The sequence below is a fragment of the Shimazuella kribbensis DSM 45090 genome, assembly GCF_000428065.1.
GTDB lineage: Bacteria > Bacillota > Bacilli > Thermoactinomycetales > Thermoactinomycetaceae > Shimazuella > Shimazuella kribbensis.
The window spans coordinates 32542-55003 of the sequence record NZ_ATZF01000004.1 but is presented as its reverse complement, the minus strand read 5'-3'; the positions used below and the strand labels follow the sequence as shown (position 1 = coordinate 55003).

The window sequence follows — 22462 nt, the reverse complement described above, 5'->3', positions numbered from 1 at the left end:
CATTTGGTTTCTTTTTTATTATAGGACACCAAACGGTGTCCTATCAACCTATTTTTATTATTAAATTCTTGCCTTAAAAAACCACTTTACATGTTATTATACTATTTTAAAATTTAATTATATTTTATTTGAATAAAAAAAAGCGACCTTCCTTATTGAAGAATCGTCTCTGTTTGTTGCATAACACTTTTATATATTTGGGATTTATGGGTTTTCTATCACTAGCTGACAAACCAGTTCTCTCTTAAAAGATGTTTTGTTTTAATCATTCTAATTTAATAATTTTGCTCAAGACATTGATAAACTGCCATCATATCTTGTTTGTTCAACTCACGAATACGATTGAAAATTGGAATGTCTTCAACAGCTTCTGTATATAAGCTTTCATCAACAACATCACTCACTTTTCCAGTTAACCATGTTTTTACGTGTACGCCTTCTACAAGTTCCTTAAGTCCATCATCATTGATACCACTTGCATAACAACTAACACATGGAATTGTTAATTTAAACACGCCATCATGCAAATTATCTTCTGATATAACTTTCTTTCCTTTACAGAATGGACATGCATGGCTTTTTTTAATTTTATTGATTTGGGTAACTAACTTTTTGTAACCAAAGGTTTCATATACATAGGTTAATTTTTTGTATTTTCCATTTGTGAAATATTTATCTATGATTGTTTCTCTTGTTTCATGGATATTAGGAAAATCACAAATGGTTACTAGATTATTGTTGCTAACGGATTCGATATTGTCTTTGATTGTATCCCAAAATGGTAATACATTTTGTAATACCATTTCATAACCCATAAAACTAGCTAGTTCTAATTCAAACATTTTCAATGCGACTTGTGTTTTTCTAGGCAGTAAAGAGACATCCTCCGTTAATAACATATCGCCCCCCACAATCGATTTCAGTTTGACCAGTGCAGGTAAATCACCTACTACTTTTAATACTTGGTCAATCGGCTGATTAATAATTTCACGAATATCTGTATCTCCAAATTTAAGCGGTTTATGGTGGTTTAACACGGTTCCCACACAAATAGGACATGTAATCATTTCTTTAGAAGCTTTTATTTGCTCTTTAATAATAGATTTTGAAACAAAAATATAAGTACCAATGATGGTATTAAAACCTACCCAAGTTCTTCGTGCCTTGCCTTTCTTATCATAAAAGGACTTTTCAAAATACCCATACCAAAATGTATGCTTTTCTTCATCAGATAGCTCATTGTAACTTTTCGTCAAGTCATGACCAAGCTCATTTTTGATTTCTTCAAATAGAAATTCTAATTTTGGATATTGATAAAATTTTAATACCTCCATTATTTCTGGATAGAATAGACCATCCCAAAATGGAAGATTTTTGTCTTGAATCACAAGATCTCTATCAAATATTTCAATCCCAAGACGTCCTGAGCATGACGGACAATGATTGTCTTGAGAAAAGAAATCAAAGCTACTCGTATCTCTATTGGTTGGATGTGATGCGATAATATGGTTGATCATTCCGCCAATTTCATAAAGAAAACTATATTGACTATACAAATGCCTTTCCAGATCAATAGCGATGACTGGTGCAATAGTTTCCGATTCGTATTCACCATAAATAAGACGGGCTATTGATGATAAGCTTTTTAAGATACCGCCCTTAAAGATATTTTCTGCATTTTTAAAATAGGCAATAGGATTTTCTTCTAAGTAGTGAATACCCTTTTGCTGCTTGAGTGCGGAAGAAATATGCAGTGGTTCCGCTTGGTCTGCACTCTGTGTTTGACGAAAATAATCATCATGATTGACAATGTCAAGATGCTTGACAGGTTCCAACTGTCTTTTACCAAAATCAATGATAAAATCTGAGCTTTCCAGCATGTAGGCGTTATGTTCAATCATCATGATGGAAACTGATTCATCTTGTAAAACACCCCTGATACTATCAATGAACTGATTTAAAATATTTTGTGATAAACCTTTTGAAGGTTCGTCGAAAATGAAAAGTGTATGTGGATTTCTAGAATTTGCAAATAGTTCTGAGACTAAATGCACACATTGAAATTCACCAGTTGATAATGTTTGCGTTTTTCTATTTAAAGTCAAATAACCGAGTCCAAGTTTGATCAATAATCCCAAACGTTTCTTTGCAATATCTTTTTCTGGTAGTTCATTAATGATATCTTCAATGGAGCGATCGAAAATATCATCTATTTCGTCACTGTATTTGGTGAGTTTCTTTTTAATATCAAGAAACGTCGCAACGGTTGAACGACTGGTAATCGATTGATTTCGGTCTTGTCCTACCATAACCAGTTTATCCTTTGGATATCGCTTTAGAAAATCTTTAGCTATACATTCATTCACAAGGGTCGATTTACCACATCCCGACTCACCTGTAACGGTTACAAGTCTATTTTGGGGAATCTGAATTTCAGCCACTTGAATATTACGGCAATACAGATCACGAAATTGGTAGTATTCGGTTGGTATTTCCTGATTTCGTTCCCAATCGATTGGTTGTGGGCGCGGGGATTCTTTGACTATTTTTCCGCCGTATTTCCCACTGCCAGGTCCAAAGAACAATTGCTCATCTGTTATATCAAGTACTGTGTCTGAATGATCAATGAGCCAAATTTGATTCTTATAACCCAATTGTTTAATCTGTTCTAAAATTTTCAATAGGGTTTGGTGATCAAGACCAACGGAGATTTCATCAATAATAATCATGGCATTTTCACTGGCTGCCATAAATTCCGCCAAGTAAAGCCGTGTTAGTTCCCCTCCAGACAATGTACCCATGATCCGATTAAATGTTAAGTAACCAATATTCATATGGATAATATTTTTAAGAATATGTTGTTTCGCTTCACTAATATGTAATTCCTCTGATAGCAAAAGAATACTTTCCATACTTAAGTTGTTTATTTCTGATATGCTATGCGGTTTGCCAAATAAGTCAATTGTATATTGCTCAACTTCTTCGTTAAAGCGCCTTCCATTACACTTAGGACATTCGACATTTTTGTTAGTTCCGCGGCCTTTACACTTAGGACACCAGCCTAATTCATTATTAAAGGAAAAGACTTCTGGAGAAAGATCATACTTTTCAGCGAGTCTTACACGAATCTCTGTAAATACGCCAGTATGCGTGCCAATTGTGGAACGCGGATTAGAAGAAATGGATGATTTACCAAGAAAAAGCACTAAAGGCATTTCTTCCATATTAATGGCACTGAAATTTGTTTCCATTATATTAGAAAATAAATACTGATATTCTGCCTTAGGCAATAAGGAAACGAGTCGCTTCTTGGATTCTTTACCAATGGTTTGACAAAAAGTAGTTTTACCAGATCCGGACAAACCAGCAATTCCTAACGATTGATCTTCTGGCAAAATTGTTTCTAAGCGGTTAATATTGTTGGCGATTAAATGATTTATTTTCATCGGATATCCTCTCCATTTAATATTTTAAGGTTGCTCATACTAAATCAACTCTCTTTCTCGTATGCTTATCATAAAGTAAAATAAAATAACGATTCAAAAATTGCGTTGTTCCATCTTACATATGAATAAAAAGAGCATTACTCCCTGCTTATAGTAATGCTCTCTTAAACGAGAAACCGATTTTAAATTTTATTATACAACCAACAATTTTTCAAGATCACCAGCCATTTTCACCCAACCATGTTTTGCACCACGGAAGGCTTGATCTTCTTTTTCGAATCCTGTTTGTTCCAGATGTAAGTAAGTTGTATCGACCTCGTGTTTTAAAGTCCATGTGATGGTAGTGTTTATCCCACTACCGACCCAAGTGTAAGATAACTTATATGGCTCATCTATTTCAAGAACTTCGGAATCAATAATCAAATTCCACTGATCGTTCCGAAACTGAAATTTGTGTCCGACGACAGGTTTAAAATCATTGTCCATAACCCATCTCGCAAGTGTACTAGCATCTGTTAATGCATGCCATACCTTTTCAATCGGGCTCTTAAAATTAAAATCTTGGGATACGGTTAAATTCATTTGTGTTCCTCCTGTAATATTTAATTCAAAAGTAATATTACCCGACTTCAGAATTGTCTGTTCTCTCAGTGGGTATGTTCAATAATTCAAAATGGATAATCATGCTTTTCAAGCAAACCAATCACATAACGATCTCGATCATTGAAATCCTTTAATATTTCGGTCTGAGTACAGTTTCGTATTCGCTTTACAAGATCAGCAACTTGTTCCCCTTGCTCATCACCAATTTCAAAAGCTATTAATTGTTTGTCAGCAGAAGGCAACTTTGCAATTTGTGCAGTGATTTCACGATAAGGATGGATTCCATCTTCGCCTCCATCTAAGGCAAGATGGGGTTCATACCTTTGTACTTCTTCATCTAACTGTTGAACCACAGTAGACGGAATATAGGGTGGATTAGAAACGAACAAATCTATTGTTTCTTGTTCCACAGGTTCTAAAAAAGAGCCCCGCAGGAAAGTGATTTTGTCCGCAACTCCATATGTTTTTGCATTTTGTTTTGCGACCCTTAGAGCATCTTCTGATAAATCAATAGTAGTAACAGACCAATGCGGACGCTCCAACTGCAAAGTGATCGAAATACAACCACTACCTGTACCTATTTCTACAACACGCACTGGCTGATCACCAAATACTTCATCCCCTTTTTTTATCACATGTTCAACCAATAATTCGGTTTCAGGTCGAGGAATGAGGACATCTGGTGTAACCAAGAAAGGCCGGCCGTAAAAATTTGCATCGCCAAATATGTATTGCAATGGTTCATGGAATGCTCTACGATTCAACCACTGTTGATATTTATCTATCTGTTCCTCTGTCAACTGCTTCTCCCAAAGGAGAAAAAAAGATGCTCGATCTATTTCTAATAACTCCCGAAGCATCCATTCTGCCTCAAATAGAGCATCTTCTATCCCATTTGTTTTTAAAAAAGAAGAAGCCTGCTCAAAGGCTTCCCGAATTGTATTATTCTGCATGCTTTAACTGCTCCGTTTGCTCATGTAAGATCAAAGAATCGATAACTTCTTCTAAGTCTCCATCTAAAATCATATCTAGCTTATGAAGGGTAAGTCCAATGCGATGATCGGTCACTCGACTTTGTGGGAAGTTATAAGTACGAATCCGTTCACTACGGTCTCCTGTTCCAACTGCTGATTTTCTCGCATCTGCATATTTGGCCATCTCTTCTTGTTGTTTCATATCATAGAGACGAGCACGTAATACACGCATAGCTTTATCTTTGTTGCTGATTTGCGATTTCTCATCTTGACAAGATACCACAATACCAGAAGGAATATGTGTAATGCGAACCGCTGATTTGGTCGTATTTACGCTCTGTCCCCCAGGGCCGCTGGAACAAAAAGTATCAATCCGCAAATCTTTGTCATGCACCTCAATTTCTACCTCTTCTGCCTCAGGCAATACTGCTACTGTAGCTGTAGAAGTGTGGATGCGACCGCCCGATTCCGTCGAAGGGACACGTTGCACACGGTGGGCTCCACTCTCATATTTAAGTCGGCTATATGCACCTTGTCCTTGGATAGAGAAAACAACTTCTTTCATTCCACCCAATCCGGTAGAGCTAGCCTCTAAAACTTCAATCTTCCAGCCATGTCTTTCAGCATAACGACCATACATCCGGTACAAAGAAGCCGCGAATAGAGCTGCTTCATCTCCACCTGCTGCTCCACGAACTTCTACGATAACGTTTTTATCATCGTTTGGATCTTTTGGAAGGAGCAAGATCTTGATTTCTTCTTCTAGCTGTTCTTTGCGCTCTGTCAACTCATCTAACTCTGCTTTGACAAGCTCACGCATTTCATCATCCAGCTTTTCTTCTAACATCGCCTTCGCTTCTTGCAGGCCTTCCATTACTTGTTTATACTCCAAGTAGGCATTGTTTTGATCTTCCAGACCACGTTGTTCTTTGGAATACGTCCGTAATTTATCAGGGCTATTTATCACATCAGGTTCACATAATAATGTACTCAGTTCTTCGTAACGATTATGAATGGACTGGAGTCGATCCAGCATATTTCTCACTCCCATTTTTTAACCATAAGTCAATTGATTGTAACATATCTATAATAGAGATGAAAGGAACAACAAATCTATCCCCAAAGGAGACACATGTGTGTTAGATATTTTATTGCAAATCGCACCTTTTTTGATCATATACTTCTTTCTCCAGTTTGGGGTCAAACAGCGAATCACACACCCACTACGATATGCGTGGATCACACGAGTCATTTGTTTAATTGTCATTTGTAGCTATGGCCTTATCGCCATTATGAATTCATCTGCTTTGCTACAGCTAGATCAGATACGAGAGAAAGAAGTTTTGCAATCCCTTGCTCTTTTTATTGTATCCATCGCTGCACTATTGGTCTTTGTCCCACCAATACGCAAGTTGATCGGGCAATCGATCCCGATTGATTCGAATGATGTAGTACATACGATCTCTCTCAGTCTTAGTTTTTTAGTATTTCATGTCTATATTCTAACCGCTTTTTCATTAGAAGAGCTGATTCAAGATTCTACACAAGGTACAACGATCGGAACTCTTTGGACACAAGATATTTTATTAGCTCTTATTGCTATCATAGGAGTAGGGTGGCTACAAAAAAGAAATACGAAGGAAACATTACAAAGGTTAGGTCTTGTTCGACCAACTTTTAAAATCGTTTTTACAGGTATCCTTTTTGCAGTTGGTTTTGTTATGGTCAATCTTATATTGGAACAATTAGCTAGCATTTCTGGATTCGGTATGGATCCAAATGTCGATAAAATTACGAATCAACAACTAGGCCCTCTCTTTGAAACTATCCCAGGAATCTTAACTTTGGGACTTGCAGCAGCACTAGGAGAAGAGCTAATCTTCCGCGGTGCTATGCTCCCAAGATTCGGCTTGATCTATACCAGTATTCTCTTTACCTTGGTTCATGCCAACTATGGTTTGAGTGTTGCTACGTTAATCGTATTTATACTTGCTATTATGCTTGGTATCCTTCGAATCCGGTATAATACAACGCTAACTATGGTCACACATGCAAGTTATAATATAATACTGGGCTTATTAGCATTACTTGGTTCCAAGCTCACCTAAAGGAAACCCGCCTACCCACAAGCCTTTTAAAGGCTTAGACAGAGGCTTAATTGCACTTATGTACCTCAGACCAGGGCACAAGTCTCGCTACGTCGCTATGCTCCTAGTCTCGCTTTGCACCTCAGACTAGGGCACAAGTCTCGCTACGTCGCTATGCTCCTAGTCTCGCTTTGCAGATAAGCTAAAATCTATACTTTCTTATCTACTAAAAAGTTGCTCTTATCCGAGCAACTTTTCTTTATTTCATTAAGTGTCCTCACCTATTATAAAAATCGCTGCCGCACTTCTGGTGTTGGTATCATACAACTTTCTTGCTGGCCAAACCAACGATACCGATTTCTAGCAAACCAGCGATAAAAAGAATCTCGGATAAATGATGGCATAATCCGGAAAACATGGAGTAAAGGCCACAAACCTGTTAATTTTCGGAATATTTTTAATATAGCTGTAGACTCTGTATAAACTTTTCCATTCTGCAATAGCACAATCGAATCCAAGGAAACTTTTTTGTCGAAATTTTGTAACAAAATTTTTGCTTCATCTGATTGTAGAGAAGCAAAGCGAATTTCCGCACTTGGGTCACGTTTGATGATAAACTGTACCCAATTGTTACATACATTACATACTCCATCGAATAACACATATGTACCAGAAGGATCTATATTGACTTCGGCTGACATCATTGTCATCCCCTTTGATTTTCTATCATTTTGATTCCCGCATGATCTATTTTTAAAACTACAGATACCTAAACTTGTCATATTCATTTTACTACTTACTTTTGCCGATTTGTGATATTTTAATATTACTCTATTTTTTAAAAAAAGGGAGAGAGAACTCCTTGTCACGGAAAATACTTGTTTTCACTACCAGTACGATACTGTCCATCGTCTTATTGATTCATTTTGCCATCACTTTTGTTTATCTTTCACCAGCTAATCAATTAAAAAGCAAAAATTGGGAATTTATTTTCTCCTATATGAACCCAGTATTCACACAAAATTGGAAACTTTTCGCACCCAATCCTTCTAGCCAACAATCGAATTTGGATATTCGTGTCCAATATGTGGACAAAGATGGTGCAACGAGACAAACAGAATGGAAAAGCATCACATTGCCTGTCATTCAAAAACTTCAATCGAATCACTTCTCTCCTAATGCTCGAATCTCTGAATTTCAAAGTGCGTTGATCAGTGATTTTGTATGGGGAGACAAAGACGATAAAGAAAGCGCTTTTCGTTCCATGCAAACATATGTGGACTATCTCTTAGATAAGAAACAATTTGAAGTACCTGGAGCTATCAATAAAATCCAGTTACGTGCAGTTGTGAACAAATTCCCCAATTATGAAAATAAGGACAAGCCTGATTCGAAAGGTAAAATCTACTATTATTTCACCAATTGGTGGGATCCATCAAGCCTGAATGCAGGAGGCACAAAAGCATGATCAATCGACTTACAAACTTTCTCACCACTCAACAAACCTTAATCGGTCTAAGTTTGGTGCGAATCATTTTTGGGATCGCTATGTTGTATGAACTGGCGATGAATATCCCAACTCGGTTCCTCCTTTGGGGTCCAAATGGAATTGTTTCCTACGAAGCCTATCAAAAAATACAAGAGTCTAATAACATCTATACATTGTTTGACTTAGGTTCCGAACTATGGGTCGTAAATGCCATTGTATTTGGCGGAATCGTCGTTTCTATTCTCTATATCATCGGTTTCCAGACAAGAATCATGGGTGTACTCATGGCGATCTTGATGTTTTCTATCTATACAAGAGACTATATGATCACACATGGCGGAGATAATATCCTTCGTTTGCTCTTTGTTTACCTGATGTTTGCAAATGTGGGAGCCTACTTTTCTGTAGATGCTTGGTGGAGAAAACGGCGTAAACGCAAATGGTTTGCCAAACTCCGTGATAACCAAGGTATACGTGACTTTGTCGCTATCATTCATAATTTTGCTTGGATTGCTTGCGTCGTTCAATTGTTCTTCATGTACTTCGCTTCAGGCAGCTATAAAATCATGGGAGAGCTCTGGCAAAATGGAACAGCCCTTTACTATGCCAGCCGTGTGCAAGAATTTTATACACCTGGCCTAAATGATTTACTCTGGAAATACGAGCCAATTCTGATCTTAGCAACCTATGCTACAACGATATTCCAAGTTGCTTTTCCATTCTTGATGCTCAATCGATATACCAAGTACTTCGCAGTCTTTTCCGCTTGTCTCCTTCACATCGGAATCGCTGTTTCCATGGGACTTGTCGATTTCTCTTGGGTGATGATCGGTTGCGAGTGTATGTTGCTATTTGATAAAGATTACCGCATCTTGGCTTCTTGGTGGAAACGTATTTTTAGCAAAAAACAAACAAAATCGGAATCTCCACCATCACAACCCGCTGTCTCAACGTAAATTAAAACCGCCGTTTAGAAAACGGCGGTTTTTGTATATCATTCAACGTATGAAAGTTTTCTTGTGTCCGTACAGCGATGAAAATGATTTCAATCACTCTACGGACATTGCTCAGAGGAATGCTCTCAGCATGTTTCCCCTCTGTTACCGGGTGCCTTTCGTCCGAGGCTTACTTGGGTTGGTAGATCCCTTGCCCGTACCTGGGTTGACAGGTCCTTTCGGCCTTTTGGGGGGACGCATCCATTTCCTCCTAACTAATGGGAACAAGACATATCACTTGTTCTTATTTATATTATATCGAACGAATCATATATGATTTAAATATGCGAACTCAAAAAATACTATTTTTTATTATGTAAAGTATTATTTAGAATAAACTGATATACCACGATGATAAAATAGCGGGAAAAAGAGTACGGATCAGATCATCTAAAACTCTCAACAATCTAAAAAGGAAAGGCGATGTTTAACGAACAGTTGGTTCTCTTCTTTATTTATAATATAATTGAACATGCAAGATTCCATTTTTTCGATCAAGGAGCAAGAATGTCTCTCTTTCGTAGGTTCCGTAGGCGTCCTCAGGGCCCTGTGACCCCTGTTCGCAGGGGTGGACGCATCATCCACTACACAGACGGCCGTAGGACCTATGACCTGGAGTTCCTGCGGTACCTCTCCAACAACGGTGAGCCGGTCTACTTCACCGAAACCGGTCACCACAGTGGAGACGTGTCCAGCAACAAGGACCACAGTGATGGCCCCGACTGCGACAGTGGCCCCAGCTNCGACAGTGGCCCCAGCTACGACAGTGGCCCCAGCTACGACAGTGGCCCCAGCTACGACAGTGGCCCCAGCTACGACAGTGGCCCCAGCTACGACAGTGGCCCCGGCTCCAGCAGTAGCTCCAGCTATGACAGTGGTTCCAGCTCCAGCAGTAGCTCCAGCTACGACAGTGGTTCCAGCTCTTCCTTCAGCTCTGACAGTGGTGGCGGCTTCTAGCCTACATCGCTTCTGAGCTGAAAGGGCTGGGCACTTTTGAAAGTGCCCAGCCCCAACCTTTTTCTAGATAATTTTTCGATTATGTCCTCCAATGAATGCTGAATAAAAAAAGGAAACCTCTCAAAAATCGACTCCAATCTTTTAAACCCAGCCTCTAGCAACCATCGCTTCTTCCACTCGCTTAATTGATTTGATATAGGCAGCTGTACGTAAATCTGTTTGATATTTCTTCGCGAGCTCACTAACTTGATGATAAGCATCGACCATGATCGTTTCTAGTTTGGAGTTAACTTCCTCTTCACTCCAATAGTAATTCATGGCGTTTTGTACACCTTCAAAATAAGAAACAGTAACACCACCAGCATTTGCTAAAATATCAGGTATGACCAATATGTCTTTTTCAAACAAAACTTTATCCGCCTCTGGCAAAGTAGGACCATTTGCTGCTTCTGCTATGATCTTGGCCTTAATCCGATTTGCATTATCCAATGTAATCACATTTTCTAAGGCGGCTGGCACTAAGATATCAACATCCAGTTCGAGCAACTTTTGTGGACCAATTTGATACTCTACCCCATAATCGAGAATGTTCCCTGCATCTTTCAGTTGCATGATGCGATCTACTTCAATCCCATTCTGATTATAAACCGCTCCTTTCGAGTCACTTATAGCAACAACTTTACTTCCTAACTCAGATAACAGTTTAGCCACATTACGTCCAGCATTCCCAAAACCTTGAATGGCTACAGTTGCATTTTTTAATGGCTTATTGAGTTGTTTCATTTCCTCCATAAGCGTAAATACAACGCCTTGTGCTGTAGCTTCACCTCGTCCTTTGGACCCACCAATGCTCACAGGCTTCCCAGTAATAACACCTGGAATATAGGATCCTTTTAATCCACTATAGGTGTCCATCATCCAACCCATGATCTGTGGATTGGTATATACGTCTGGTGCAGGGATGTCTTTATCCGGACCAATGATTTGAGCAATCGCTTCAAAAAACCTTCTACTCACTTGCTCTAATTCATTTTTGCTCAATGTTCGAGGATCTACAATCACTCCTCCTTTTCCACCGCCAAGAGGTAAGCCTACAACCCCTGATTTAAATGTCATCCACATCGATAAAGCTTTTACTTCATCTTCATTCACATCAGGGTGAAAACGAATACCGCCTTTCGTTGGACCCATTGCATCATTATGTTGGAAACGAAGTCCCTCAAAAACTCGGATCGAACCAACATCCATTTTCACAGGAAAAGTAACCTTTAAAACACGCATCAGACGCTTTAAAATTTCTATGACATGTTGAGCAAGTCCTATTTTATGTGTAGCTGTTTCAATTTGATGTTACGCGGTTAGAAAAGGGTTACTTTGCTGTGTCATTGAACATTCCTCTTTCTATTTCGTTTTTTGATAATACTATTTAGATTAATTATATTTTTACATTATATTAGAAATTAGAATAATTATATCCATGTTGATAAGACTGATCCAATAAGTGTTGAGTATGCTTAGCATCTCCGCTCAATGTTTCATATAAATACGCTACTTTTGATTTCTTAATTCCGACATATTCAGCTAATCCAACATTTAATTGATGTTCAATCATTTTATCGTAATCTCGTTTTTTGAGATCTTTTAGACCAGCTGCAGCTAAAGTCAGCCATAATACACGTTCGTGGTGAAGTTTGCTATTACCATATGCAAACCCATAATTCCATACTCGCTCGATGTATCCCCTCATCATAGCTGGCATGCTATACCACCAGAGCGGGAAAATATAGGCTAGAGCATCATGGTTCTTCATTCTGGCAATTTCTCTTTCTACTTCAGGAGAATACTTTTGTTCGACCTTGAACCAATCCGGTTCATCGGCTTCCCGCAATACTGGGTCAAACCCGATGCGATGAAGATCTACTATTTCGGTCTCATGACCTGCATCTTTTAAACCTTGCTCAAAACGCTCGGCGACTGCAAACGTTAAAGAATCTTTTCTTGGGTGAGAAACAACGGTCAACACTTTCATGCCATTCCCTGCTTTCTGTTTCTTTTTTTGTATCGTTAGCTTCAGATCGTAGAATTAGTGGAAAATACAGTAGGTTTAGTAGTCTATATATCTCCTTGGGTCAATTAATCACTATATTAAACGCATGTTTTCCATTATTATTTTTAAAAATGCTTTTAATCTAATGTTTGAGTAGTGCTTTTCTAATAACACAAGATATGTTAGTCCCAACTACCCCATATCCATCTGCTATTTAGATCTGACTTCATTTTAAAAGCTCCTCTAGAAAAACTTTCCCCTACTAACAAACTGTAGATCTATTATCAATGGTAATAATCCACCTTATACGGTTGTATTTCCAATACACTCACCTGTACAGCCATTAGACTATGTAATATAAGTTAGAAACTAGAGATGAAAATACAAATACCTTTTCATCCATACATCACCTCCCCTCAGTAAAGATCAGACATCTTCCCTGTATTATTTGCAATCTGCAACTTTTAGCCCATTAGAGCAAAAACGATTAAAAAAAAGAATAAATGCTGCCCTAGAATTGATTTGTGTCATTGGAACGTTGTTTGCTGTACACTTCCGTTATTTATTTGCAAAATGCAAGTATCTTGTCGTTAGGAAGGGATCACTTCCCTTTTAACGTTGGAGCATAGCATTCTTCTGTCTTAGTCATCGCCGAATTTAACAACTCAAGAGACCGAATTACCGTTTCTTTTTCAAATTCATTCATATGAGAAAATATTTCGATTAAATATTCATTGATCGTACAATCAACCATTGTCGTAACATACTTTCCTTCTACAGTCAGAGAAAGAATCATTACTCGTTTGTCCTCTGGAAGCGGGGTTTTCTTAACAAGATTCATCTTTACTAAAGACTGCACCTGCCTGCTAAAAGTCGTAATATCCATTCCGAGTGCATCTGCAACTTGTTGCATAGATGGTTGATGTTGACGATCAATCTCATATAAAATATGGCTTTGAGTAAGGGATAGATAAGATACTCCAGTGCTACAACTGTTTTTATCTAAAAAATGAAACCGACGAATCGTCATCTGAAATAACTCACGAATATTATCGATGAGGCATCCCACCTCTACTTTCTGCAACCCACTTTAATTATTTGCAAAATGCAACTTTTATAAACTTATAATACTTAGCATTTCACTTCTTGTCAAGGAACCATCAAAAATATATTTTGTAATTTTTAATGCATTCTAAATCTAAAAAGAATAAATGCCTTTGTCATATTCATTGTACTATTTTGAATATATTTATATAATGAATAAGTAAGTCTCCGACACACACAACAGGAGGAAAAATGGCTCGCAATGGTGGTGGAACTGGTGATGACTTCACCAGACCTCTGAATCCCACTGGGAAGGATCCTGACTTCACCAAGCCCCTGAATCCCGCTGGGGAGGATTCTGACCTCACCAAGCCCCTGAATCCCACTGGGACCGGTGGTGGAATCGAGGACTGCTAGTCCCCACTGAGTCACAAAAGCTGGGCGCTCGCAAGAGTTGCCCAGCCCCAGCTTTTTATGCATATTTCCTCATTCTATCCTCTCTTTTATCTATTCTTTCCACAATAGGACCATTCCATGGTTCTCCAAAACCATACGAAATGAAAGAATTATGCTAAAATATAGATATAAATAAAATATCTTCCGATCTTGGGAGGACCCATGGCTAGCATTCGTGAACGATCAGACGAGGATGATCTGCCCATATACCACAATGGGGAGATCGTCGGGTATACAGGATTGAGGGGTGCTTGGCTCCTGAATATCGATGCTGTATATTTGGAAGACCTTCTCAAAGGTTCGACAAAAGACGAGGAAAATCCCACTGCTGAACAAAGCGATTCCTGAGCTATAAGGCTGGGTGTTCCTTCGAACATCCAGCCAGCGATTTTTATTTTAACTCTACTTTCACCCAACCTCTCACACTATTGATCAACCAAATCGAAGTAGCATTGGATAACTCCATTTTATATATAATCCGTTCCTCTATTTCTCCTTTCTCCAAAAGTTCCTTCCGCATCGTACCTGCTAAAAGTCCAGATTCTTGAGGAGGGGTAACCAGTTTTCCATCTATCTCCACTACTACATTTCCTATTGTAAACTCTGTCAGTTCTCCTCTTTCGTTCCAAAGCAGGGTATCAAAGAAACCATCGACTCGTCGCTCTTCATATATTTGTCTCTCTGTTGTCTTATGATAAAGGAATATATCGTCACTAGAAACGAAATCTGTTGCTAACGTTACGTTAACAGGTTGTACTATTTCTTTGAGTGATTCTACCATAACCTCCAATCTTCCTAGAGAAGATAATAATAAACGTACTTTATAGATGTCACCTGGATACTGCTTTGCTAAATCTTTTAGTTGTTGCCTTATCGCTTGTTCTGAAAAGGGAAATCCAAAGTAGCTTGCACTCTCCCGCATCCTCGCTATATGCTCCTCTAACAAAGTATACGTCCCATTTTCTAGACGAATACTTTCCAATAACTGATGAGAAAACGGTTTAGACTCCAATATCTTCGCTTTGGTGATTACTTCCTCATACTCGCCACCACTCGTAGAATCCCATGTAATGCCTCCACCTACCCCATATGTTGCTTTCTTTTGTTCTTGATCTACCACGACCGTCCGAATCGCCACATTAAACACAGCTTCTCCTCCTGGTTTTAAATAGCCAATCGTTCCGCAATATGCTTCCCGCGGAGACTGCTCAAGTGATCGAATCAGTTCCATCGTTTTTCTTTTCGGAGCACCTGTGATCGATCCACAAGGAAAAAGTGCAGTGAAAATATCCGATAAAGAAGATTCGGGAGGAGTAATAGCTTCAATGGTAGATGTCATTTGCCATACAGTAGGATATTTCTCTATCGCAAACAAGGATGGTACATGAACACTTCCAGGTACAGCGATTTTTCCAAGATCGTTCCGTAGTAAATCAACAATCATCAAGTTTTCCGCACGATCTTTCGTTGAATCTAGCAACTGGGCAGCACGAAAAATATCTTCCTGCTCGGATCGACCTCGCTTAGCCGTTCCTTTCATCGGACGCGTGATCAATTTATCTTTTTCCCATCGAAAAAATAACTCTGGGGATAAGGATAAAAGTTGATGCACCCCCAAATCTAAGTAAGCATTATAGCCCGGTTGTAAACGGCTAAGATGTTGATAATACGACCATGTATCCCCTTCAAAATCAGCATGCATGCGAATAGTATGATTAACTTGGTACGTGTCTCCTCGACCGATAGCAGCATGAATGGCCCCAATCGCCTTTTCATATTCACCTTCCGTACAATCTGCTTGCCAATTTCCTACTTGATAAGCAAAGCTAGATCTTACTTTCTCGGTATCTGGTGTTTGAAATACAGCAAACCATATTAGAGGTAAACGAGGATTCGAGTGGATGATAAGATTTGGATCAAAAGCTGGGCTAGCCTCATAGGAAACATATCCTACTGCATAATATCCTCGTTGCCAGTAAGATTCCACTTCCTCTAATATGGGCTTTACTTGATCTATTGTTTTGGCAACCAGTATATGCTCTGGGAGACGCTTAGAAATGGATGTTCCTAAAAAATTAATGTCAATCATGCTAGTGAAACTCCCTATTCTAATATTTACTAATTATGAAAAATGGTCCTATCCTACGAAAAATTTCTTCCACTTCACTTCTGTAAATAAGATAACAGTTCACACACTTCTATATACAAAAAAAAGACAAGCAGTTTGTGCTTGCCTCTGATTAATCGATTTTGTATTTCTTTTTGAAACGGTCTACACGCCCACCAGCGTTAGCCATTCTTTGTTTCCCAGTATAGAAAGGATGACATTTGGAGCAAACATCAACTTTCAATTCTTCTGCGGTAGAACCAGTTTCAAAAGTAGTTCCGCATGACATGCAAGTCACTTTTGCAGTTGAGTAATTTGGGTGTATCGCTGCTTTCATCTATCGTCACCTCATTTCAATCCATCCGTATAAATCCACTGGAGTATTATAGCATGTTAAACTTCAGCCTGCAAGAACGCAGGGAAGCGATAGGTTTGAAAGATATTTATATAAATTTATTATTTTCGGTAGATACTTGATCTCTGATGAGAAAAGCACCCCTCAACACCTTAGAAGGTCTGGGTCAGCTTGCCGACGAACCTGAGCTTCCTGCGATCATCGTGTCCTGAGCAGAGTCCTAGTTCCATGGGTGTTGAAGCCGAATTCGGTGAAGCTACGCCTGAACTCAATCGAGTGATACGTACCGTCCACAATTACCGACAATCGTCATCTTTTTCTTCCAAAGCCCAGTAATGCATCTTCATACTATATGATAAGTCAAAAAATGTATAGATTCATTCTTCCCAAAAGCAATGTTTGGGAAATAATAACTTGATTGACACTCCACACGCTTGAAAGCGTGGGATTCTTGAGTCGTTAGCGTCCTCAATCCGTTTCCGTTTTGGACAACGTCCAAGTTCAGGGGTGTGCCATCACCCCGTCCCATGCAGTTAGAATGTACCCACATGGGCGGCATACCTATTACCAGTATGCTAGGATGCTAAACCTGAAATTGCCTTCGCTATATTGATCGCTCCATTGACATCAGCATGGCAGGCATGTCCGCATTCTTTGCATCGAAACTTTAGACCATTCCGATTCGCTCTAGCTTGGTGTCCGTTTTTGCAAGTTTGGCTAGTATACTCTGGGTTGACTAACTCGAAGCGAATACCAAACATCTCAGCCTTGTACTTGATAAATTCTTTGAGTTGGTAGAATGACCACGAATGTAGATTTCTGCCTTGATCCGTTTTTTTGGACTTGGCAGTATTACGAATGTCTGTCAAATCTTCCATGCGAATCACTCCAACACCGTTGGAGATAGCATAGTTGACAATTTGACGTCTGATCTTGTGGTTTTGGTCTTTCATCCAGTGTGATTCTTTATCTTTTGATTTTTTGATGGCTTGTAGCTTTTTCGCATTTCCTGCTGTGCTAACAAAGAAAGAACGTGTCCAAAGGCTGGGCAGGTGAGACAACTGTTTAAATTCTTGTCTCAATCGTCTAGAAGTCACTCCTTTTACTCTTGCCATAACATCCGATGGGGAATCAGTGGGTAGACAATTCAAGAACAAATGACAATGATCGGGCATCACTTCCATCGCTACGATAATCCAATCATTTTCTTGGCAAATCCCTGCTACTAACTGCTTAAATCTTTCTTCTACTTTGTTTATTAATACCTTTCTTCGGTAACGTGGGCAGAATACAAAATGATAGTTGATGAGAGATACAGTCGTTCGAGTTTTTCTATATTCTTGTTCCATCGTTTAAATGTATTAGTTTAACCATTATAATGCAACATCAACAAAAAAATGAAGACAAAGATTGTTGCTCTAAGCATCCCTAGAAGGGGATACTGAGCAACGCCGTCTTTCATCCCACGATTGAAACCGTGGACTTTCAGTCGGCAAAATTCTGTAAAATGAGAAGGGAAGTTATCCATGACAGAACAAAAAAACAACACTCCCACAAAAAACGAAAAAACGGGGTTTTGGGCATCCTTATCTATTTCTGATTACCTTGAACTTTTGCTATATATTGGCCTTGGGGTTGCTGTTGTATATGAGGCAATTAATTATTTCAGCTAAAACAAAAGAGACATTTGCGTCTAATTCGATTTAGCAAATGTCTCTTTTCCCTACTTACTTTAGAACTCGTAATGGATTAATAACATCCTCATTTTTATGTACCTCAAAATGCAGATGATAACCTGTTGCATTTCCGGTCTGCCCCATATAGCCTAATTTTTGCCCTGTATCTACGTATTGACCTGTACCTACGGATATACGACTTAAGTGGGCATATAAGGTCTTCCATCCTCCACCATGATCGATAATCACCATGTTTCCATAGCCACTATGATAACCTGCTTTGATTACTTTCCCACCAAGTGATGCGTCAATTGCTTGTTTTGCTTTTTTCGAGCTCCAAATATCTAACCCTTTGTGCATACGGCCATTTCGCCAGCCAAAATTACTGGTGATCATCCCAGATACTGGCCACTGAAACTCAAAGTTTCCAACAGAAACCTTATCGCGCTTACTAACCAACACTACTTTATGTTTGTTCTTTATTTTCAGATTTTTTGGTGTCGGTTGAACAACAGGAACTTTCTCCTTCTTTACGATAAATACTTTTTGCCCTGCATCGAGTGGTTCTAACAAATTCACCTTTGGATTTAATTTGAAAAATAACTGCAATGACATACGGTGCTTACGGCAAAGTTGATAGGCCATTTCCCCGCCTTTCGAAATATGATCCTTGATTGCCAATGGCATTTTTAGCTTCATACCAGCCCTTAACTTATTAGGATTAGTAATATTGTTTAGTTTTGCAACTTCTCGGTAATGAACACCATGGCGAAGTCCGATTTCATACAACGTATCCCCTTTTCTCACTTCATATGTGAGCTTATTTCCAATGGAGATGGTCAGTTGCTTTCCTGATTGATAAAGAATCTCCTTGGCATCAAGTGCCACCTTCCCACTAGGCTTACTCTGTGTGAGCAATTTCGCCACAATCGGATGGGAGTCTGTGTTTCCAGCCCACGCTACAGCTGTAGCAGCCGAAACTGTACATACACCGATACTCGAGGCTAGGAGCGTCTTCTTACCAGACATCACAACACCTCATATCCATGATATTGGGTACCCATGTTTCCAATCTATGCACAATGCCCACAACATATGAAAACATTTGCCTAGAAATATCTATATTCGACTAGAGACAAGAGTCAAAAAAACGGTATTCGCCCTTTCCTATCGCGATTTTCAAATAAATTAGGCTCTTGTCCAAACAACCAAATAACCATCTGCATAACTAGTTAAAGAGTCTTTGCTCATGATGAAGACTTTAGAAAAAACGGCTTTCACGTAGATAAGATTCTGCCTTGTCTACTCAAAAAAGGAGGAAAAAGATGGATTACATGGATGAGTATTTGAACACATTTGATAATGAGTTTGAAGATGATGATTTCGATGATTTCGAGGAGGCATATGACAATTTTTATGCTTTTGACAACCCTTTTTACTCTGATTTAGCTCAACGAGATCGTGATCGTGACCACCGTGATCGTGACCATCGTGATCATGACCATCGTGATCATGATGGACTCAGACGAAATGTGCGCTGCTGTGTTTATCGTCACCGTCGTTCTGGGAGAATAAGAAAAGTGTGTCAAAGTCGGAATTCACGTTGTGCGAATCGTCTTGGACGTGAATGGATTTTAATTGATTCCTTTACAGTAAGAAATTGTAATCGCTGCATCTAATAACAAACCCCTTGTTCTCATTCCTCCAGGCGGAGAAGAACAGGGGGTCCGTTAGGTATTAATGGGCTTTTTTTCTTTCAGGAGGACGCGACTCTAGTGTGGATAGGAACTCTTGATTGTTCTTGCTATTTTTAAGTTTACGAAGAAAAGCATCAGTAAAATCGTGGTTATCACTCAATCCTTTACGGATGGACCATAATTTATCTAGCTCGTCTTTCGAAAGTAATAATTCTTCCCGTCTTGTCCCAGATTTACGAATATCGATAGCAGGAAAGATTCGACGCTCTGCCAACTTACGGTCAAGATGAAGCTCTAAATTACCAGTCCCTTTAAACTCTTCATAAATCACATCATCCATCCGTGATCCAGTATCGACTAATGCGGTAGCCAAAATCGTTAAACTACCACCTTCTTCAATATTTCTTGCTGCTCCAAAAAATCGCTTAGGACGATGAAACGCAGCAGGGTCAATACCACCAGATAATGTTCGACCACTTGGAGGTATTACCAAATTGTAAGCACGAGCTAAACGAGTAATGCTATCTAATAAAATGACAACATCTCGTTTGTGCTCGACAAGCCGCTGAGCACGTTCCAAAACCAATTCTGCTACTTTGATATGATTCTCAGGTAATTCGTCAAAAGTAGAGCTGACTACTTCTCCTTTTACAGAACGTTGCATATCTGTAACTTCCTCAGGTCTTTCATCAATGAGCAAAACAAATAACTCTATATCTGGTCGATTCTCAGAAATACTATTGGCAATTTCTTTTAGTAACATCGTTTTCCCAGCCTTTGGCTGCGCAACGATCAAACCACGTTGTCCAAGTCCTACGGGAGCAATCAAATCCATGATTCGAGTGGATGTTTTGTGTGGTGCGGTTTCTAGTAGTAAACGCTCTTGTGGATATAGTGGGGTAAGTCCTGCAAAGTGAAGTCTTTCACCTGCTGTTTCCGGATCTGCGCCGTTTACAGCTTCTACATGAAGCAATCCATAATATCGCTCATTTTCCTTGGGAGGTCTCACTTTACCAGAAACTAAATCCCCTGCACGCAAATCAAATCGACGGATCTGCGAAGCTGAGATGTAAATATCTTCAGATGATGGGAGGAAGTTAATGGGACGAAGAAATCCATACCCTTCTGATAGGATATCTAATACCCCTTCCATAAAGAAAAATCCATCTTTTTCTGCATTTGCTTTAAGAATAGAGAAAATAAGTTCTTTCTTTTTCATCTGACCATAATAAGGTATTTGATAACGCTTGGCCAATTTATAAAGCTCTGTAAGCTTCTGATTTTCCAATTCGCTGATTGTATAATCCAATTCATTCACCACTTTTTCAGCTTAGGTCCCTAAGACCAAATTCGGTTTCTTTTCTAATCGATGAGTACCATCAATAAATCTTACCGTACCTGTTTTGGCACGCATAACCAATGATTGTGTTGTTGCAGTAGTTCCTTTGTAACGTACACCTTTTAATAATTCTCCATCTGTCACACCAGTGGCAGCAAAGATTGCATCGTCACCTTTTACCAAATCTTCCATACGAAGAATGCGTGATGGATCTTTGATCCCCATTTCTAAACAGCGTTGTCTCTGTGCTTCGTCTTCTGGTAACAATCTTCCTTGAAAATCTCCACCTAGACATTTCAATGCAACAGCAGCTAACACACCTTCAGGAGCACCGCCTGAACCAAATAAAATGTCCACACCTGTATCCGGAAATCCGGTGTTGATTGCAGCTGCTACATCACCATCTGAGATCAATTTGATCCTTGCTCCAGCTTTGCGGATATCTTCAATCAATTTAGCATGACGCGGACGATTGAGCAATGCAGCTACTAAATCTTCGACATCTTTTCCATTTGCTCTTGCTACAGCCTTTAAGTTATCTTCTACTGAAGCATCCAAGTCTACCAACCCAACTGCTTTTGGTCCTACTGCGATTTTATCCATATACATGTCAGGGGCATGTAAAAGACAGCCTTGATCTGCAATCGCGATAATGGCAAGAGCATTCCATGTGCCACTAGCAAGAATATTGGTACCTTCCAATGGATCTACAGCTACATCTACCTTTGGCTCAAGACCTGTCCCTAAAGTCTCCCCAATATAGAGCATAGGTGCTTCATCCATTTCACCTTCACCAATCACAACTGTCCCTTGCATATGAATCGTATCAAATACTTTTCTCATTGCAGAGGTCGCCGCTTCATCGGCTTCGTTTTTCTTGCCAAAACCCATCCATCTGCCAGAAGCAATAGCAGCTGCTTCCGTTACACGTACAAGCTCCATCGATAAACTTCGTTCCAATTGCTTCAACTCCTTCTTCTTCTTTGTAAGGTAACACATGCAACGCTAATTTGGAATAATCAACTAAATATATTCTTAGAAAACCTCACTTTTTTCTGTAAGCTTCACAAAGAAAACTAACCTATTGGGCCAGGCCTCCAAAAGAACGATCGAAGGCTCGCTGGGAAAGAGGAAAGTGAGGTCGACTTACTCCACTAGAAAAAAGAATTGGCCTGGCACGGTGTACCAAG

At 39.2% G+C, this 22462-nt stretch carries 20 protein-coding genes; 6 read left to right on the top strand and 14 right to left on the bottom strand.

Annotated elements, in window-relative coordinates:
• Window positions 1-275 precede the first annotated feature (275 nt).
• From A3GQ_RS0107655 to prfA, 4 genes are all read right to left on the bottom strand, one after another.
• Window positions 276-3446: an ATP-binding cassette domain-containing protein gene (locus A3GQ_RS0107655; protein WP_028776555.1), complete on the bottom strand. Its 3171-nt coding sequence runs from the start codon at window positions 3444-3446 to the stop codon at window positions 276-278.
• Window positions 3447-3638: 192 nt separating this feature from the next.
• Window positions 3639-4028, bottom strand: coding sequence for an SRPBCC family protein (locus A3GQ_RS0107650; RefSeq protein ID WP_028776554.1), 390 nt, complete (start codon window positions 4026-4028; stop codon window positions 3639-3641).
• 86 nt (window positions 4029-4114) lie between these two features.
• On the bottom strand, window positions 4115-5002 hold the full coding sequence (gene prmC / locus A3GQ_RS0107645; protein ID WP_028776553.1) for a peptide chain release factor N(5)-glutamine methyltransferase: 888 nt from the start codon (window positions 5000-5002) through the stop codon (window positions 4115-4117).
• On the bottom strand, window positions 4992-6059 hold the full coding sequence (gene prfA, locus A3GQ_RS0107640) for a peptide chain release factor 1 (protein WP_028776552.1): 1068 nt from the start codon (window positions 6057-6059) through the stop codon (window positions 4992-4994). The genes prmC and prfA overlap by 11 nt, the downstream gene beginning before the upstream one ends.
• 100 nt (window positions 6060-6159) lie before the next feature.
• On the opposite strand from prfA, the gene A3GQ_RS25615 reads away from it, so the two are divergent.
• On the top strand, window positions 6160-7131 hold the full coding sequence (locus tag A3GQ_RS25615; protein WP_051271368.1) for a CPBP family intramembrane glutamic endopeptidase: 972 nt from the start codon (window positions 6160-6162) through the stop codon (window positions 7129-7131).
• Between the two features lie 263 nt (window positions 7132-7394).
• Here the strand turns inward: A3GQ_RS25615 and A3GQ_RS0107630 are convergent, their stop codons facing one another.
• Window positions 7395-7811, bottom strand: a complete 417-nt coding sequence (locus A3GQ_RS0107630; protein ID WP_037464310.1) for a thiol-disulfide oxidoreductase DCC family protein — start codon at window positions 7809-7811, stop codon at window positions 7395-7397.
• A gap of 161 nt (window positions 7812-7972) precedes the next feature.
• On the opposite strand from A3GQ_RS0107630, the gene A3GQ_RS0107625 reads away from it, so the two are divergent.
• Complete coding sequence (locus A3GQ_RS0107625) at window positions 7973-8578, top strand: DUF5819 family protein (protein ID WP_028776550.1); 606 nt, start codon at window positions 7973-7975, stop codon at window positions 8576-8578.
• Window positions 8575-9555, top strand: a complete 981-nt coding sequence (locus A3GQ_RS23715) for an HTTM domain-containing protein (RefSeq protein ID WP_051271365.1) — start codon at window positions 8575-8577, stop codon at window positions 9553-9555. The genes A3GQ_RS0107625 and A3GQ_RS23715 overlap by 4 nt, the downstream gene beginning before the upstream one ends.
• A gap of 1137 nt (window positions 9556-10692) precedes the next feature.
• Here the strand turns inward: A3GQ_RS23715 and A3GQ_RS23705 are convergent.
• The 3 genes from A3GQ_RS23705 to A3GQ_RS0107590 form a co-directional block, all read right to left on the bottom strand.
• Window positions 10693-11895: a Glu/Leu/Phe/Val family dehydrogenase gene (locus A3GQ_RS23705; RefSeq protein ID WP_051271362.1), complete on the bottom strand. Its 1203-nt coding sequence runs from the start codon at window positions 11893-11895 to the stop codon at window positions 10693-10695.
• Window positions 11896-12004: 109 nt separating this feature from the next.
• On the bottom strand, window positions 12005-12580 hold the full coding sequence (locus A3GQ_RS0107595) for an NAD(P)H oxidoreductase (protein WP_028776547.1): 576 nt from the start codon (window positions 12578-12580) through the stop codon (window positions 12005-12007).
• Between the two features lie 619 nt (window positions 12581-13199).
• Window positions 13200-13655 carry a MarR family winged helix-turn-helix transcriptional regulator gene (locus tag A3GQ_RS0107590; RefSeq protein WP_028776546.1) on the bottom strand — a complete coding sequence of 152 codons (456 nt, stop codon included), beginning with the start codon at window positions 13653-13655 and terminating at the stop codon, window positions 13200-13202.
• A gap of 605 nt (window positions 13656-14260) precedes the next feature.
• Here A3GQ_RS0107590 and A3GQ_RS0107580 point away from each other — a divergent pair.
• Window positions 14261-14446 carry a hypothetical protein gene (locus A3GQ_RS0107580; RefSeq protein ID WP_028776545.1) on the top strand — a complete coding sequence of 62 codons (186 nt, stop codon included), beginning with the start codon at window positions 14261-14263 and terminating at the stop codon, window positions 14444-14446.
• A gap of 43 nt (window positions 14447-14489) precedes the next feature.
• Here the strand turns inward: A3GQ_RS0107580 and pabB are convergent, their stop codons facing one another.
• The 3 genes from pabB to tnpA all read right to left on the bottom strand — a co-directional run bounded on the left by pabB (window position 14490) and on the right by tnpA (window position 17909).
• On the bottom strand, window positions 14490-16187 hold the full coding sequence (pabB, locus tag A3GQ_RS0107575) for an aminodeoxychorismate synthase component I (protein WP_028776544.1): 1698 nt from the start codon (window positions 16185-16187) through the stop codon (window positions 14490-14492).
• A 151-nt stretch (window positions 16188-16338) separates the two neighbouring features.
• Window positions 16339-16542, bottom strand: a complete 204-nt coding sequence (rpmE, locus tag A3GQ_RS0107570; RefSeq protein WP_028776543.1) for a 50S ribosomal protein L31 — start codon at window positions 16540-16542, stop codon at window positions 16339-16341.
• A 593-nt stretch (window positions 16543-17135) separates the two neighbouring features.
• Window positions 17136-17909 carry an IS200/IS605 family transposase gene (gene tnpA, locus A3GQ_RS27665; RefSeq protein ID WP_169818262.1) on the bottom strand — a complete coding sequence of 258 codons (774 nt, stop codon included), beginning with the start codon at window positions 17907-17909 and terminating at the stop codon, window positions 17136-17138.
• A gap of 177 nt (window positions 17910-18086) precedes the next feature.
• Here tnpA and A3GQ_RS26790 point away from each other — a divergent pair, with 177 nt between their 5' ends.
• On the top strand, window positions 18087-18233 hold the full coding sequence (locus A3GQ_RS26790) for a hypothetical protein (RefSeq protein ID WP_156877602.1): 147 nt from the start codon (window positions 18087-18089) through the stop codon (window positions 18231-18233).
• A 54-nt stretch (window positions 18234-18287) separates the two neighbouring features.
• Here A3GQ_RS26790 and A3GQ_RS23690 read toward each other — a convergent pair whose 3' ends face one another.
• On the bottom strand, window positions 18288-19265 hold the full coding sequence (locus A3GQ_RS23690) for a M23 family metallopeptidase (RefSeq protein ID WP_051271359.1): 978 nt from the start codon (window positions 19263-19265) through the stop codon (window positions 18288-18290).
• Between the two features lie 296 nt (window positions 19266-19561).
• Here A3GQ_RS23690 and A3GQ_RS0107545 point away from each other — a divergent pair, with 296 nt between their 5' ends.
• Window positions 19562-19915, top strand: a complete 354-nt coding sequence (locus A3GQ_RS0107545) for a hypothetical protein (RefSeq protein WP_028776542.1) — start codon at window positions 19562-19564, stop codon at window positions 19913-19915.
• A gap of 58 nt (window positions 19916-19973) precedes the next feature.
• On the opposite strand, the gene rho is transcribed toward A3GQ_RS0107545, so the two are convergent.
• Both rho and glpX read right to left on the bottom strand, forming a co-directional pair.
• The gene (gene rho / locus A3GQ_RS0107540; protein WP_028776541.1) at window positions 19974-21242 is read right to left on the bottom strand and encodes a transcription termination factor Rho; all 1269 of its coding nucleotides are present in this window, start codon (window positions 21240-21242) and stop codon (window positions 19974-19976) included.
• Window positions 21243-21263: 21 nt separating this feature from the next.
• The gene (gene glpX, locus A3GQ_RS0107535; RefSeq protein ID WP_028776540.1) at window positions 21264-22232 is read right to left on the bottom strand and encodes a class II fructose-bisphosphatase; all 969 of its coding nucleotides are present in this window, start codon (window positions 22230-22232) and stop codon (window positions 21264-21266) included.
• Between the last annotated feature and the right edge of the window lie 230 nt (window positions 22233-22462).

Bases quoted from the DNA above. Each gene is read 5' to 3' on its own strand.
- A3GQ_RS0107655 (WP_028776555.1), bottom strand. From the start codon at position 3,446: ATGAAAATAAATCATTTAATCGCCAACAATATTAACCGCTTAGAAACA.
- A3GQ_RS0107650 (WP_028776554.1), bottom strand. From the start codon at position 4,028: ATGAATTTAACCGTATCCCAAGATTTTAATTTTAAGAGCCCGATTGAA.
- prmC (WP_028776553.1), bottom strand. From the start codon at position 5,002: ATGCAGAATAATACAATTCGGGAAGCCTTTGAGCAGGCTTCTTCTTTT.
- prfA (WP_028776552.1), bottom strand. From the start codon at position 6,059: ATGCTGGATCGACTCCAGTCCATTCATAATCGTTACGAAGAACTGAGT.
- A3GQ_RS0107630 (WP_037464310.1), bottom strand. From the start codon at position 7,811: ATGTCAGCCGAAGTCAATATAGATCCTTCTGGTACATATGTGTTATTC.
- A3GQ_RS23715 (WP_051271365.1), top strand. From the start codon at position 8,575: ATGATCAATCGACTTACAAACTTTCTCACCACTCAACAAACCTTAATC.
- A3GQ_RS0107595 (WP_028776547.1), bottom strand. From the start codon at position 12,580: ATGAAAGTGTTGACCGTTGTTTCTCACCCAAGAAAAGATTCTTTAACG.
- A3GQ_RS0107580 (WP_028776545.1), top strand. From the start codon at position 14,261: ATGGCTAGCATTCGTGAACGATCAGACGAGGATGATCTGCCCATATAC.
- pabB (WP_028776544.1), bottom strand. From the start codon at position 16,187: ATGATTGACATTAATTTTTTAGGAACATCCATTTCTAAGCGTCTCCCA.
- rpmE (WP_028776543.1), bottom strand. From the start codon at position 16,542: ATGAAAGCAGCGATACACCCAAATTACTCAACTGCAAAAGTGACTTGC.
- tnpA (WP_169818262.1), bottom strand. From the start codon at position 17,909: ATGGAACAAGAATATAGAAAAACTCGAACGACTGTATCTCTCATCAAC.
- A3GQ_RS26790 (WP_156877602.1), top strand. From the start codon at position 18,087: ATGACAGAACAAAAAAACAACACTCCCACAAAAAACGAAAAAACGGGG.
- A3GQ_RS23690 (WP_051271359.1), bottom strand. From the start codon at position 19,265: ATGTCTGGTAAGAAGACGCTCCTAGCCTCGAGTATCGGTGTATGTACA.
- A3GQ_RS0107545 (WP_028776542.1), top strand. From the start codon at position 19,562: ATGGATTACATGGATGAGTATTTGAACACATTTGATAATGAGTTTGAA.